At 38.6% G+C, this 13768-nt stretch carries 16 protein-coding genes, 1 tRNA gene and 2 pseudogenes; 3 read left to right on the plus strand and 16 right to left on the minus strand.

The window, feature by feature from the left end; translation table 11 throughout:
• The 5 genes and pseudogenes from D8862_RS09235 to typA all read right to left on the minus strand — a co-directional run.
• Window positions 1–308, minus strand: a pseudogene (locus D8862_RS09235) (hypothetical protein); the annotation flags it as partial.
• Window positions 292–1068: a DNA-methyltransferase gene (locus D8862_RS09240; RefSeq protein WP_033605408.1), complete on the minus strand. Its 777-nt coding sequence runs from the start codon at window positions 1066–1068 to the stop codon at window positions 292–294. The gene D8862_RS09240 and the pseudogene D8862_RS09235, both read right to left, overlap by 17 nt.
• Before the next feature lie 25 nt (window positions 1069–1093).
• Window positions 1094–1948, minus strand: a complete 855-nt coding sequence (locus D8862_RS09245) for a DNA adenine methylase (RefSeq protein ID WP_125450144.1) — start codon at window positions 1946–1948, stop codon at window positions 1094–1096.
• 202 nt (window positions 1949–2150) lie between these two features.
• On the minus strand, window positions 2151–2405 hold the full coding sequence (locus D8862_RS09250; protein ID WP_000262658.1) for a DUF3165 family protein: 255 nt from the start codon (window positions 2403–2405) through the stop codon (window positions 2151–2153).
• 19 nt (window positions 2406–2424) lie between these two features.
• On the minus strand, window positions 2425–4266 hold the full coding sequence (gene typA / locus D8862_RS09255) for a translational GTPase TypA (protein ID WP_125450146.1): 1842 nt from the start codon (window positions 4264–4266) through the stop codon (window positions 2425–2427).
• Window positions 4267–4426: 160 nt separating this feature from the next.
• Between typA and D8862_RS09260 the strand changes: the two genes are divergently transcribed.
• Window positions 4427–5152, plus strand: a complete 726-nt coding sequence (locus D8862_RS09260) for a 16S rRNA pseudouridine(516) synthase (protein WP_125450148.1) — start codon at window positions 4427–4429, stop codon at window positions 5150–5152.
• 41 nt (window positions 5153–5193) lie between these two features.
• Here the strand turns inward: D8862_RS09260 and D8862_RS09265 are convergent, their stop codons facing one another.
• The 3 genes from D8862_RS09265 to D8862_RS09275 form a co-directional block, all read right to left on the minus strand.
• Window positions 5194–5427: a DUF4190 domain-containing protein gene (locus tag D8862_RS09265; RefSeq protein WP_061597871.1), complete on the minus strand. Its 234-nt coding sequence runs from the start codon at window positions 5425–5427 to the stop codon at window positions 5194–5196.
• A gap of 86 nt (window positions 5428–5513) precedes the next feature.
• Window positions 5514–5894 carry a rhodanese-like domain-containing protein gene (locus D8862_RS09270; RefSeq protein ID WP_125450150.1) on the minus strand — a complete coding sequence of 127 codons (381 nt, stop codon included), beginning with the start codon at window positions 5892–5894 and terminating at the stop codon, window positions 5514–5516.
• Entirely contained in the window at window positions 5891–6124 is a 234-nt protein-coding gene (locus D8862_RS09275) for a YqgQ family protein (RefSeq protein WP_070838353.1), read from the minus strand. Before D8862_RS09275 ends, D8862_RS09270 begins: the two co-directional genes overlap by 4 nt.
• Window positions 6125–6226: 102 nt before the next feature.
• Here D8862_RS09275 and D8862_RS09280 point away from each other — a divergent pair, with 102 nt between their 5' ends.
• Together D8862_RS09280 and D8862_RS09285 are read left to right on the plus strand one after the other, a co-directional pair.
• Window positions 6227–7135, plus strand: a complete 909-nt coding sequence (locus D8862_RS09280) for a LysR family transcriptional regulator (protein ID WP_001222585.1) — start codon at window positions 6227–6229, stop codon at window positions 7133–7135.
• A 57-nt stretch (window positions 7136–7192) separates the two neighbouring features.
• Window positions 7193–8992, plus strand: a complete 1800-nt coding sequence (locus D8862_RS09285; protein ID WP_125450152.1) for an N-acetylmuramoyl-L-alanine amidase — start codon at window positions 7193–7195, stop codon at window positions 8990–8992.
• Window positions 8993–9022: 30 nt separating this feature from the next.
• Here D8862_RS09285 and D8862_RS09290 read toward each other — a convergent pair whose 3' ends face one another.
• From D8862_RS09290 to D8862_RS09330, 8 genes and pseudogenes are all read right to left on the minus strand, one after another.
• Window positions 9023–9340, minus strand: coding sequence for a hypothetical protein (locus tag D8862_RS09290; RefSeq protein ID WP_125450154.1), 318 nt, complete (start codon window positions 9338–9340; stop codon window positions 9023–9025).
• Window positions 9341–9531: 191 nt separating this feature from the next.
• A tRNA-Thr gene (locus D8862_RS09295) sits at window positions 9532–9604 on the minus strand.
• A 49-nt stretch (window positions 9605–9653) separates the two neighbouring features.
• Window positions 9654–9725: pseudogene (locus D8862_RS09300) on the minus strand (GNAT family N-acetyltransferase); the annotation flags it as partial.
• Window positions 9721–10506, minus strand: a complete 786-nt coding sequence (locus D8862_RS09305; protein WP_125450156.1) for an ABC transporter permease — start codon at window positions 10504–10506, stop codon at window positions 9721–9723. The pseudogene D8862_RS09300 and the gene D8862_RS09305, both read right to left, overlap by 5 nt.
• Window position 10507: 1 nt before the next feature.
• Complete coding sequence (locus tag D8862_RS09310; protein ID WP_125450158.1) at window positions 10508–11326, minus strand: ABC transporter permease; 819 nt, start codon at window positions 11324–11326, stop codon at window positions 10508–10510.
• Between the two features lies 1 nt (window position 11327).
• The gene (locus tag D8862_RS09315; protein WP_125450160.1) at window positions 11328–12320 is read right to left on the minus strand and encodes an ABC transporter ATP-binding protein; all 993 of its coding nucleotides are present in this window, start codon (window positions 12318–12320) and stop codon (window positions 11328–11330) included.
• Window positions 12321–12638: 318 nt separating this feature from the next.
• Window positions 12639–12845 carry a hypothetical protein gene (locus D8862_RS09325; protein WP_125450164.1) on the minus strand — a complete coding sequence of 69 codons (207 nt, stop codon included), beginning with the start codon at window positions 12843–12845 and terminating at the stop codon, window positions 12639–12641.
• Between the two features lie 58 nt (window positions 12846–12903).
• The gene (locus D8862_RS09330) at window positions 12904–13308 is read right to left on the minus strand and encodes a hypothetical protein (protein ID WP_125450166.1); all 405 of its coding nucleotides are present in this window, start codon (window positions 13306–13308) and stop codon (window positions 12904–12906) included.
• Window positions 13309–13768 lie beyond the last annotated feature (460 nt).

Below are 13768 nucleotides of genomic sequence, written 5' to 3' on the forward strand. Positions count from 1 at the left end.
AAACTGACTTCATTTTTTGATTCTACACATTTTCTTATAATTTCTTGACAAATTGTTTCAAATTTTACATCTTCATCCCGATACTGAATTAAGCAGTCATATGAGGTTCTATTCAAACGTTTTTTTGTATCCGATGCTGTAGCTTTAAACCCATAATATTTTAAAATAATACCTTGTGGAGTCTCTAAAATTTTTGATTTTGGTAGTTCCTTATTTTGAATAGCTTTTGTAAAACCCTCTTTATCTAGTTTTTGAATTAAATCAATTCCAAATTCCTTATATGTAGCATATTCACCTGTTTGAAGCATAAGATTCTCTCTCAATTCTTTGTTTTGCAATTTTTAAATATTCTTTTTCAGCATCGATACCTATAAATCTTCTACCTAATCGCTTTGCAACAACACCCGTAGTGCCACTGCCAACAAATGGATCTAAAATATAGTCTCCTTCTTTAGTAGATGCTAAAATAATACGTTCCAGTAAATATTCTGGTTTTTGTGTTGGATGCTTCCCAGCCCATTTTTCAGCTTTTTTCGTCAACGCTCCTGTCCAAACATCTTTCATTTGTTTACCATCATTCAACTCTTTCATCAAATCGTAATTATAATAATGGCGAGCTTTTTTATCGTTTTTTCTTGCCCATAAAATAGTTTCAGTAGAATGAGTAAAATAACGACAAGATAAATTGGGTGCAGGGTTTGTTTTCTGCCAAGTAATATTATTTAGAATTTTAAAACCTTCTTGCTCTAATGCCATTCCAACTGAGTAAATATTATGCAGACTCCCTGAAATCCATATAGTCCCATTAGGTTTCAAAACTTCTTTTGCTAAACGTATCCATTTACGATTGAATTCGTGCTTTTCCTCAAAGGAAGAAATCTTATCCCAATCTCCTTTATCAACAGAAACAACTTGTCCCCCTGAATTAGATATTCCACCATTACTTAAAAAATATGGTGGATCAGCAAAGATCATATCCATACTCTCTGGTTTCATTTTTGATAATAATTTAAACGTATCTGCATGAACAAGAATCATTTTGTCTTTATTATAGTATGGTTTTGTCATTAAAACACCCCCATACTTATATTCGTTAATTTTCATAATTTGTAACTATAATTTCAGAAATTTTTCCTCGACTTGAAGACTTAGCTCCATTTGTTCGTGTAGCCTCTACATAATGGATATTAAAATCTCGATATAATTCCTCTACTAAATGACTCGATGAATTTGACAACATAACATAAGCACCTGCATCACTTAGTCTCCTAAATGTATCTCTTAATCTAACTTGATCATCATAAGAAAAACCTTCATGAGTATACGATGTAAAAGCACTTGTATCAGATAATGGTATATACGGAGGATCGAAATAAATAAAATCTCCTTCTTGAACATCTAAGAGCGCATCCTCAAAATCGCCCGTTCTAATTTCTATTAGATTGTTATTTAGATAATCTGAAATAGCAAATATTAGCTCTTCATCAACAATTTTAGGATTCTTATAGCTACCGTATGGTACATTGAATTGATTTTTAGAATTCACTCGATATAAGCCATTAAAATCGACTCTTAGCATATATAGAATTCGAGCAGCTCTTTGGACATCGGACATATTGTTTATTCTATCATTACGATCAGCTGAACGTAATTGGAGGTAATAATCCTTTGAATTATTCTCTTGATGATACCTCAATAAATCAATCAACTCTTGAGGATTATCCTTGATTTGTTGATAACAGTTGATCAATTCAGAATTATAATCATTGATAACAGCCCTTTTAGGAGCTATATCAAAAAATAAAGCCCCCCCACCGATGAAGGGTTCATAGTAATGATTATATGATTCAGGCATAAGATCCTTTATTGTAGGCAATAGTTGTCGTTTACCACCTGTCCATTTAGTGAATGGTTGTAAAATAACTTTTTTCTTTTGTTCAATATTCATACCTATTATTATACCACAGACATGTAGCCATTAGTCCTATATTTTACCACTCTTTTTTATATTTCCTTCTAACCTATTTCATAAATTAAAATCATAAAAACGCATAATATCAGGCATTCAAAAACCTTAATATTATGCGTTTTATCAGGGAAAAATTTGCTAGATTTTCTCCTCAAATTGAGTCATTACCCAGCCTCTTCTATTATCTTCTTTTACCCTTTTTTACAGGCATGAGCGTAATATCTCTCAAGCTAAAGTAGGCTAGAGCCAGCATGGCGATTGTGACAAAGAATTCTGTTGGTAACTGGAAGATTTGCAAGATGGACAACATCAGCAAAATCAAGAGTGCAACAACTAAAAAGACCAAGATAACGATGTTGACTGTTCCTTTGATGCTTTGGGGTGTCGCAAATACATAGAGTAGTAATAAGAGTATCCCTATGATTAAATAGACCATCTTTATCTCTTTCTAGCTGTTACTCAGCTGATTTTTTCTTTTTGTTGGCTTTCTCACGCTCTGCCTTGTTGAGGATTTGCTTACGCAAACGGATAGACTCAGGCGTTACTTCCATGTACTCATCGTCGTTCAAGAACTCAAGTGACTCTTCAAGGGTCAAGATACGAGGTGTCTTAATAACAGCAGTTTGGTCCTTGGTAGCTGAACGAACGTTGGTCATTTGTTTGGCTTTGGTGATATTCACTGTCAAGTCATTCTCACGAGAGTTTTCACCGATGATCATTCCTTCGTAAACCTCAGTACCTGGGTTGACAAAGATGGTTCCACGTTCTTCAATCGACATGATTGAGTAAGTTGTTGCCTTACCAGCATCGATGGAAACGAGGGCACCACGGTGACGTCCACCAATTTCACCTGGAATCAATGGCAAGTATTGGTCGAAGGTATGGTTCATGATACCGTAACCACGGGTCATTGACAAGAACTCAGTTGAGTATCCGATCAAACCACGCGCTGGAACAAGGAAGACCAAACGAGTTTGACCATTACCAGTTGAAATCATATCCAACATTTCACCCTTACGTTCAGAAAGGCTTTGGATAACAGATCCTTGGTATTCTTCAGGAGTATCGATTTGCACGCGTTCAAATGGCTCACATTTAACACCGTCAATTTCTTTTACGATAACTTCTGGACGAGATACTTGAAGTTCATAACCCTCACGGCGCATGGTTTCAATCAGGATTGACAAGTGCAATTCTCCACGACCTGAAACAGTCCATTTATCTGGAGAGTCCGTTGGGTCAACACGAAGGGAAACGTCTGTTTGCAATTCTGCCTGCAAGCGTTCTTCTACCTTACGAGAAGTCACCCACTTACCTTCTTTACCAGCAAATGGTGAGTTGTTGACTAAGAAAGTCATTTGAAGAGTTGGCTCATCGATGTGTAGGATTGGAAGAGCTTCAACTGCGTCTGTCGGAGTAATGGTTTCACCGACAAAGATATCTTCCATACCGGAAACGGCAATCAAATCACCCGCTTTTGCTTCTTGGATTTCACGACGTTCCAAACCAAAGAAACCGAAGAGTTTTGTTACACGGAAGTTCTTCGTTGTACCATCTAGTTTAGAAAGGGTAACTTGGTCCCCAACTTTCACACTACCACGGAAGACACGACCGATACCAATACGACCTACGAAGTCGTTGTAGTCCAAAAGTGACACTTGGAACTGCAAAGGCTCATCTGAGTTATCTACTGGAGCTGGGATATGGTCGATAATCGTGTCAAAGATTGGTGCCATCGTAGCTTCTTGGTCAGCAGGATCATCAGACAAGGAAGATGTTCCGTTGATAGCTGAAGCATAAACAACAGGGAAATCAAGCTGGTCATCGTCTGCACCGAGCTCGATAAAGAGTTCTAACACTTCATCGACAACTTCTGCTGGACGAGCTGATGGTTTATCGATTTTATTAACAACCACGATTGGAACAAGGTCTTGTTCCAAGGCTTTTTTTAATACGAAACGAGTTTGTGGCATGGTTCCTTCGTAGGCATCTACGACCAAGACAACACCGTCAACCATTTTCATGATACGCTCAACTTCTCCACCGAAGTCCGCGTGTCCTGGTGTGTCCATGATGTTGATACGTGTGCCATTGTAAGCTACAGCAGTATTCTTGGCAAGGATGGTAATTCCACGCTCTTTTTCGATATCATTTGAGTCCATAGCGCGCTCTGCCAACTCTGTACGAGCGTCCAATGTTGAAGATTGTTTCAACAATTCATCAACGAGGGTTGTTTTCCCGTGGTCAACGTGGGCAATAATGGCTACGTTACGGATATCTTCTCTTAATTTTGTCATGATTTCCTCTATAATATTTAAAATTTATTTTCTAACTGAGCAATTATACCACATTTTCAGTCAAATGACATAACTCAAGCAAGTGTAAATGTTTTCACTTTGTTTTTCTCATCCAGTCATCCCTTTTCAAAGTCAGAGACTTATGATAAGATAGGCTGGTATGCGTTTAGATAGATTATTTGCCCAGGAAAAGATCAGTCGCAAGGGTATGAAACAGGCTCTATTAAAAAAAGAAATCCTAGTCGACGATTGTCCAGCTCGCTCCCTCGCTCAAAATGTCGATACAGGATTACAGAAATTAGTCTTTCAAGGGCGGCAAATCCAAGGATATGAGCACAATTATCTCATGCTTCATAAGCCAAACGGAGTCGTTACAGCTAGCAAGGATAAGAAACTTCCAACCGTCATGGACCTCCTTCCACCTGACATCCAGTCTGAGCAGCTCTATGCTGTCGGCAGATTAGACCGTGATACGACAGGGCTACTCCTTTTGACTGATAATGGACCTCTTGGTTTTCAACTCCTCCATCCCCAGTACCATGTCAACAAATCCTATCAAGTGGTGGTAAATGGACTGCTCACACCAGACCATATCCAGTCATTCAAAGAGGGGATTGTCTTTTTAGGTGGGACCACTTGTAAACCTGCTCAGCTTGAAATTCTAGACGCAAGCCCAACAGATAGCCGAGCCTTCATCACCATCTCAGAAGGAAAATTTCATCAGGTCAAGAAGATGTTTCTCTCAGTCGGTGTCAAGGTGGCCTCTCTCAAACGAGTTCAGTTCGGTGATTTTACGTTAGATTCAGAACTAGCAGAAGGACAATACCGATTCTTAAACCAAGAAGAATTAGAGATGATTAAAAAATACTTAGAAAAAAGTGGATAAAAGAAAAAAAGCTTTAAATTTAAAGCTTTTTTGTTTATTGCTTATCTAAAAAATACTGCGACAGTTACAATCCAGTTAAGTACAGAAACCACAAGTCCTACGATATTGAGAATTTTTTCTGTTTTATAGTCTAGTCCAGATTCTTTTTGGTATGAAAAAGCCAAGACCAATCCTATGATCCCCAAAATCAGACCTACTATTGGAAATAGCAAACCAAGGACGATAGATAAGATACCTAAAATAAGTGAAGGTTTTTTCTTTTGTTGTGAATTCATATTATAAAATCTCCTTAAATTTATTATAAATAATGATACCTTAAGATACTAGCTTTATCTATCATTCGACAGTTTTTAATAGAATCTTAACTCATCTTCACTTTCCCGTTCCAAGAATCCAATCCATAAGAAAGGATATAAATCTCAGAAAAACCTTGTTTTTTCAGATAGAGTGCTGCGTTGGTCACTCGTTGTCCGCGTTGGTTTTCGTAGAGAAGGACAGGTTTATCCTTGCGAAGGGCTGCAAGGCTTGACTTCAACTGATTTGAAGGAATATTGCGCGCTCCGAGGATATGTTTTCTGTGAAATTCTGCTGGTTCACGGACATCAATCAATTGCCCTTTCCGAATCAAGGCTTCAAATTCTGCATTGTCCACAATCTTAGCCGCACGACGAATACGAAGGTAGTTATACCCCATCCAGGCCGCCATTGCTAGTACGATTCCCCAAACAATCCAAATTGTCATAAGTTCTTATCTCCATTTTTCTCTAAGTAGTCTAATTCTATCTTGTGCTCTCTACGAAGAACAGCTTCCGCCTCTAGATAGTCTAGCTTGTCCATCAGACCTGCATCATAGATCCGAGAGAGTTCGAGCTTCATCAGTTCAATATCATACAAGCGCTTCCCCATGTAAACAATAATGCCAAACTGTTTGAGAAATTGCTGCACATCATAGAATGTTTTCATAGCTTCCATTTTAGCAGATTCTAGACTTTTTTTCAATACTGGACCGGCTCTTTCCCCCTATTTTCTTCGTCTTCATTGCCCATTCTTCCGCAAGTGTGGTACAATAAAAACATGAGAATTCAACAACTACACTATATTATCAAAATCGTCGAAACTGGCTCTATGAATGAAGCAGCCAAGCAACTCTTTATCACCCAACCCAGTCTTTCAAATGCCGTTCGAGACTTGGAAAATGAAATGGGCATTGAAATCTTTATCCGCAATCCCAAGGGCATTACCTTGACCCGTGATGGGATGGAGTTTCTCTCCTACGCTCGTCAAGTTGTCGAGCAAACTCAGCTTCTGGAGGAACGCTATAAAAACCCTGTCGCCCACCGCGAACTTTTCAGCGTTTCCTCTCAGCACTATGCTTTTGTAGTCAATGCCTTTGTCTCTCTGCTCAAGAAAAGTGATATGGAGAAATACGAGCTCTTCCTTCGTGAAACTCGGACTTGGGAGATTATCGATGACGTCAAGAACTTCCGTAGTGAGGTCGGTGTCCTCTTTTTAAACAGCTACAATCGCGATGTTTTAACGAAAATGCTAGATGACAATCACCTGCTAGCTCACCACCTCTTTACCGCTCAACCCCATATCTTTGTCAGCAAGACCAACCCTCTAGCTAAAAAAGACAAGGTCAAACTGGCTGATTTGGAAGACTTTCCGTACCTCAGTTATGACCAGGGGACGCACAACTCCTTCTACTTTTCAGAAGAGATCCTTTCACAAGAGCACCACAAGAAATCCATCGTAGTCAGTGACCGTGCCACCCTCTTTAACCTCTTGATTGGTTTGGATGGTTACACCATTGCAACAGGGATTTTGAACAGCAACCTCAACGGAGACAATATCGTTTCCATTCCGCTGGACATTGATGACCCGATTGAACTGGTCTATATCCAGCATGAAAAAACCAGCCTGTCTAAGATGGGCGAACGCTTTATCGAATACTTACTAGAAGAAGTTCAGTTTGATAGTTGATAAACCATCAGACATATTTTATAATATTTCTTAGAAAATAATGATTGGAGAATATCGTTGAAAAAGTTTATATTGGCAAGTGCTGTCGTCCTTTCAATGGCAGGATTGGCACAAGCACCTATCTACGCAGAGGAAAGCAATGCCAATCCTCCTGCTACCACCGAACAAAGCAACTCTAAGGAAGATAAGAAAGATCTTTCAACTAAAACTGAAGAGGAGGTTGCAACACTTCCAAAAGACAAGGCAAAAGAAGAAGCCCCTAAAAAAGAAGGATGGCAGGAAGAAAACAAACAGTGGCGTTTCTATGAAAACAATCAGCCTGTCCTCAAATGGAAAAAAATTCAAGATAAGTGGTACTATTTTGACCAAGAGGGAAATCGACTCAGTGATACCATCTTTGATGGCTATGTTCTCAATAAAGACGGGGTCATGGTAGAAAATGGCTGGGTAGCTCTTGAGGGTAAATGGTACTACGTCAGTGAGTCTGGAAAAATCATCCAACAAAAATGGAAAAAAATCGGAGGAGTTTGGTACTACTTTGACAAAGATGGCGTCATGCTTAGTCAGACAATCGTTGATGGTTATCTCCTTACTAAAAGCGGGGCCATGGCTGAGAATGGCTGGGTAAAGATTGACCAAAATTGGTATTATGTCACACCATCTGGCAGAATCTCGCAAGACAAATGGGAAAAAGTAAACGATTCTTGGTATTATTTTGACAAAAACGGCGTGATGCTCAGCAAAACGACCGTTGGTGCTTACCTGCTCGGCAGTAGCGGGGCTATGGCGGAAAACTCCTGGGTGAGAATTGATCAAAATTGGTATTACGCTAATGAATATGGGAAATATAGCCAAGACAAATGGGAGAAAATCAAGGGAACTTGGTATGCTTTTGAACAAAATGGAGTCATGCTTTCCAATAAATGGAAAGGAAGCTACTACCTCAAATCTAGTGGAGCCATGGCTGAAAAAGAGTGGATCTTTGACAAGGCCTACAACAGTTGGTTCTATCTAAAAGCGAATGGAACCTATGCGGCTCGTGAATGGATTGGAGCTTACTATCTCAAGTCTGGTGGCTATATGGCCAAGAATGAGTGGATTTACGACGATTATTACAAGGCTCGTTACTATTTGGACGATAGTGGCCATTATGTATCAGGAACCTACAAGATAGACGGAAAGGAACACTTGTTTCAAAAATACGGTCAATGGATTTCTGAAGTTTCAACAGAAGGTGGATTTGTAAAAGGTCAATACAGTAAAACGATCTTCCTTGATCCCGGACATGGCGGTCGAGATTCTGGCGCCTTTTACTACAATGTAGCTGAAAAAGATCTCAACATGCAAATCTATCGCAAACTGCGTAAGAAATTAGAAGAATTAGGTTATGCTGTCCTCACATCACGTGACAGTGATATCGATGTTGATTTTAAGACTGAGCGTTCAAGAATGGTAAATAAAACCAACTCTGATATCTTTATCAGTATCCATTTCAATGCTACTGGAAACATTCACTCAAAAGCGAGCGGTATTCAAACCTACTCCTATAGCGATGAACCTGACTATCCAAGTAAGATTAATAAATACTGGCACAACCATCCTGATCGTATGAGTGAAAGCAAACGCCTCGCAGCTGCCATCCACTCCTCTCTTCTAGCAGAAACAGGAGCTAAGGACGCTGGCTTGTTGGAGAGCAGCTATGCCGTACTACGCGAAACAGCCAAACCAGCCGTTCTCCTAGAGCTTGGTTATATGGATAATTTCTCCGAAAACCAACAAATCAGAGATAGCCGCTACCAAGATAAACTGGTCGCAGGCATTGTAAAAGGGATCCAAAAATACTACGCTGGTAAATAAAAACAAAGTCTCGAGAAATCTCGAGACTTTTTATTTGCCTTCTTTTTTATCTTTATCAGGAAAGAGGTAGCCAAGCCCTACACAAGCTAGCACACCGGCACCAATCACCAAACCATTTGAAATTGGCAACAGATCAAAAATAGCATTTGTAATGATAAAGGCGATGATCAAGCACATCAAGCTAGACTTGTAGTCTTTTTTCAAAAAATTTTCTAGCGTGAAATAGAGGAACAATCCTACCGGAATGAGTGACCAGAGATTGACATCCAAACTTGGCCATCCAATATAACCGAAATACAATACAACCGCTGCTGCTACTAAAAATACGATTCCCAATAATTTTTTCATTTTTTGTATCCATTTTCTTTTTTTTATTGACTTGAGTTGTCTGATACTGACCCCTCACGTCCCTTACATGAATTATTATAGCAGAGGAATTTTTCAAGAACAAGCTCTTTTGCCTATCTGGTCTATATCTCGGTCTAAGTGGTTGAATACTCCTGATAAAAGAAAAGAAGCCCTAATGGACTTCTTGATTCTGCCGATTGCAGGGATCGAACCTGTGACCTACGCGTTACGAGTGCGTTGCTCTACCAACTGAGCTAAATCGGCAACTACCTTCATAGTATAGCACTCTGAGAACGATTGTCAAGAGAAAATTTCACAATTTCTTAACCCAAATCAAGCAAGGATTGCTTTTATCCCAAAGTTCAGGAAAGATTTCTAACTTACGAACCCGCACTTTCATAGGCATCCAAACCCCTGTCCCATAGTTTCAAAGAAATGACAAAGAAGACAAGGGAAATCAGAATCAAACCACCGATATTAAAGAAGACATCCTTGTCCTGTAAGAAATAGCTGGCAGGATAGTAGGCCGTAAAAGCGAAAGGTACGATAAAGCTAATCAACCAACGAAGAAGCGAATTGTAAATGGAAATTGGATACTTGGCAAAGTCATTAAACATATAAAAAATGTAAATCATGGCTCCTGACTGCTTGGTCCAAAAAGCGATACTGGCAGTCGCGATTTTCAAGGAAGTATAAATCAAGGTCGCAAAGGGTATACAGACTAGGAAAAGCAGGAATTTAGGAAGGCTCCAGGCAATGCTGCTCACCGTTGTCGCTAGCAGAATACCTCCGACCAATAGTTCCCCCAAGGCATCAATCTGAAAGGTCTCGACTAGGATGTGAAAGAGAGGATTGATAGGACGAGTCAGATACTTGTCAAACTCACCTTTTCTCACCAAGCGTTGCCCTAGTGCCCAGAGATTGTCAAAAAAGAGATGGTCCAGACCCTTGGGAATCAAGGAAAAACCATAAATAAAAGCTATCTCTTGAAAAGTCCAGCCTTCTAGGGATGGAATATGTTGAAAGATGACATTGAGAAACAAGAGGTTCAAGCCTTGGGTCAGGAAAACACCTAAAACACCAACCACAAAATCAACCTTGTATTCCATGATTTGTTTGATGTATTGTCTGATAAAAATCAGATGCATGCGTTGATATTTTTTCATACTAGCCTCCTTGAATGGTGATGAATGACTGAACCCGTTTCCAAATCAACTGAGACAAGCCCACCATCACTAAGAGCCAGAAAAACTGTAGCAAAAGCGCCTGAAGAATCTGACTGGCATCGTATTTTCCAACTATGATCATAACTGGAGTGTAAATCAAGGATGAAAAAGGCAAGAAGGACAGGATATCTGAAACGACCTTAGGAAAGAAAGCCAAGGGAATTAGACTTCCAGACATAAAGGCAACTATGGAAGTCTTGAGTAGATTGGAACCCCATAGATTTTTAAATACAAAGGCTGAAAATCCAAAGCAGATATTAAAGAAAAAGTTAATCAGATAAGCGAGCGTCAAGCTAAATAGATAAAGGACAGTTAGTCCCAGCACTTCTACAATACCTTGCCCAGATAAAATTTTCATCAACACAATGACACTTAAAAATGGAAGCCCAACGCTGATAAAAATCAACCACTTGGAACCTAGCTCGGTAAAAAGATACGAGGCCGCAAAATGCACTGGTCGCAACAAACGCATGATAATGGAACCATCCTTGACCTCCTCTCCAATCATAAAGGACGAATCTGACCTAGTCAGAAGATTAGTCACAAAACTCATAATGATATAGAGGGTGATATCTGCCATACTAAAGCCCTGAATCAAAGACTCTTGCGAAGAATCAAAGACAGCCTTCCAGAGATAAAAGGCCACAAAAGCCCCCATGACATCGCCAATCCGATAGAGAATAAAGTTGACTCGATAGGTAATCAACTCCTGAATGCCCGCATTGATAAAGGGTTTATAACGTCTCCACAATTTGACCATCTTAGAGCTCCTTTCGGTAGAAGCGACGGATAATATCCTCAATATCCGTATCCATCATCTTCAAATCGCGAATCTCAAAATCAGACAAGGTTTGCTTGATAATATCAGCCGACTGGTAGCGGGAACTATCAAATTCAATATTGAGGCTATTTCCTTGTCTATCAATGGTCATATCCGAAAAACCTTCATAGTGAGAAAGGAGATGACTTTGCCCTGGCACCAATTCAAAGGAAAGAGTCTTCATCTTGCCAAATGTTTCCTTGAGCTGGCTAACCGTTCCATCAAAAATCTCTTGCCCCTTGTCAATCATAAAAATCCGATCACAAAGTTGCTCAATGTCGCTCAGGTCGTGAGTGGTCAAGAGAATGGTTGTTTCTTCCTCTTGATTGATCTGGGTAATGGCGCGACGAATGTTGTCCTTGACCGACACATCCAAACCAATGGTCGGTTCATCTAAAAAGAGAACCTTGGGATTGTGAAGCAAGGAAGCCGCAATATCCGCCCGCATCCGTTGTCCCAGTGAAAGAGTCCGCACGGGATCTTTGATAAATTCCTTCAAATCCAAGACTTCATTCAAAAAGTCCATACGCTTATGGAAAAGCGAGTCTGGCACATCGTAAATCTCTTTCAAGACCGTGTATGTCTCTTGCAGGGCCAAATCCCACCATAGCTGGGTGCGTTGCCCAAAGACCACTCCAATATCCTTGACATAATCTTGGCGATTATCCTGCGGAATCTTGCCGTTAATCCGACAAAAACCAGACGTCGGCTTTAAAATCCCTGTCAGCATTTTGATGGTTGTCGACTTCCCCGCACCATTTGCCCCGATAAATCCTAAAATCTGCCCTTTTGGAACCTCAAAAGTCAAATCCTTGACCGCTTCAAATGTCTGCTTTTCAGGATGAATAAAGGAGCGCAAAGCTCCCTTCAAACCAGGTTCCTTAACAGTCTTCACAAAATTTTTCTGAAGATGTTCCACTTCTATCATTGCCATAAATCTCTCCCTATAGCAAGGAATAGCAACATTGTATTTTTAACTACAAATATTCTAAATCCTTACTTTCTACAACTTCTACATTTTATTATTACAGAAGGCTTTATACCAACCTATTATAGTCCAATAAAAAACGGAATGCAAGCGTTTGCCTATAGATTCTGAAATTAGATATTTCTCTCTTAAAATAATACTTTTAAACAAAAATTCTGGTTTAGTAGTTTCCTTAAAACACCAAAAAACCTGCACTTAGAGCAGGTTGGTTGATTAAATTAATTAAAAATATATCTAATACAGTAAAGTAAAACTCACAAAAATCTAAAAACCTAAACGTTCTTGATCCCAATTGCCATACTCATCATATCCAAATTCATCAGGATCCATTGCATCAATTCCACACTGTTCTAAAAAACGAAAACAGTCTTTGCAATAGTAAACTCCATCAATATGATCGCTACCATCCCAATTAAGCTCTCTCTTAGTGAACTCTCCGCCACATTCTTCGCATGTATATAATTTTGACATATAATTACCTCTCTTTGTCCTTTTTAAATTATGTTTCAATCAAATATAGAGTGTAAAACTACAAGTTATTCTCTTTACGGAATTCCTCTTTTTCTAGTTCTGTTCCTCCTCTTACAAAAGTATTTTCGCCTAGATGATATAAATGTACACAAGGAGATTTTCTTTCATCAGGATAAAAATGATTAATAGCTTGTTCTTCTTGTAGCAGTTCAGAAAAGGTTGAATCATCTAGTGATCTGTCTTGCGCTGTATCTTCCAATTCATTAATCCGTCTTTGATTAAGGCTATTCTTGTTAGTTATCAAACTTAAAATAATTAATATAAATTCAGGATTATTTACAACAAAATTTAGACATTGACTCCCACCTTTTGACATACTTTTGCCAACAGATTTTGATATTTTCATGGTAATGTTTAATGCACTATTTGCTTGATCTTTGATTCTTTGCGTATTAATTTTCATTCCTTTCCCCTTTTTTATTTTAATTTTATCTGATTTTTATTGAATTAACTACAATATAGGAGTTAATCAGTCCAATTTTGTATTTTTTGTTTAGTATTTTTGCACATTCTAAAACACTGAAGTCACTAGATTCTATAAAGGATAACTCACTACTTCTATTATCTACAATATACCTAGTTAACAGTCTTTTAAGATACTCTAGTTTTATAATCGATAATAACAATATACAAACCAATATCATAATACAAATAATTATAAAATTCATCATTAAGCTCCTTAATTTTTATTTTTTAATTATATCTTATCAAACAAAATTTGTCGTTCACTTCTACTGAACTTTCTTCAGTTCATCTNAATAATTATATATACGCCCCACATATTTATTTTTCATTAAAGATAAATCGCTCAAGATAGCAAATCCTATTTGTTGATTAATAGCATTATTAAGATTATTATCAAC

This window comes from Streptococcus oralis (assembly GCF_003942585.1).
GTDB classification, from domain to species: domain Bacteria; phylum Bacillota; class Bacilli; order Lactobacillales; family Streptococcaceae; genus Streptococcus; species Streptococcus oralis_BE.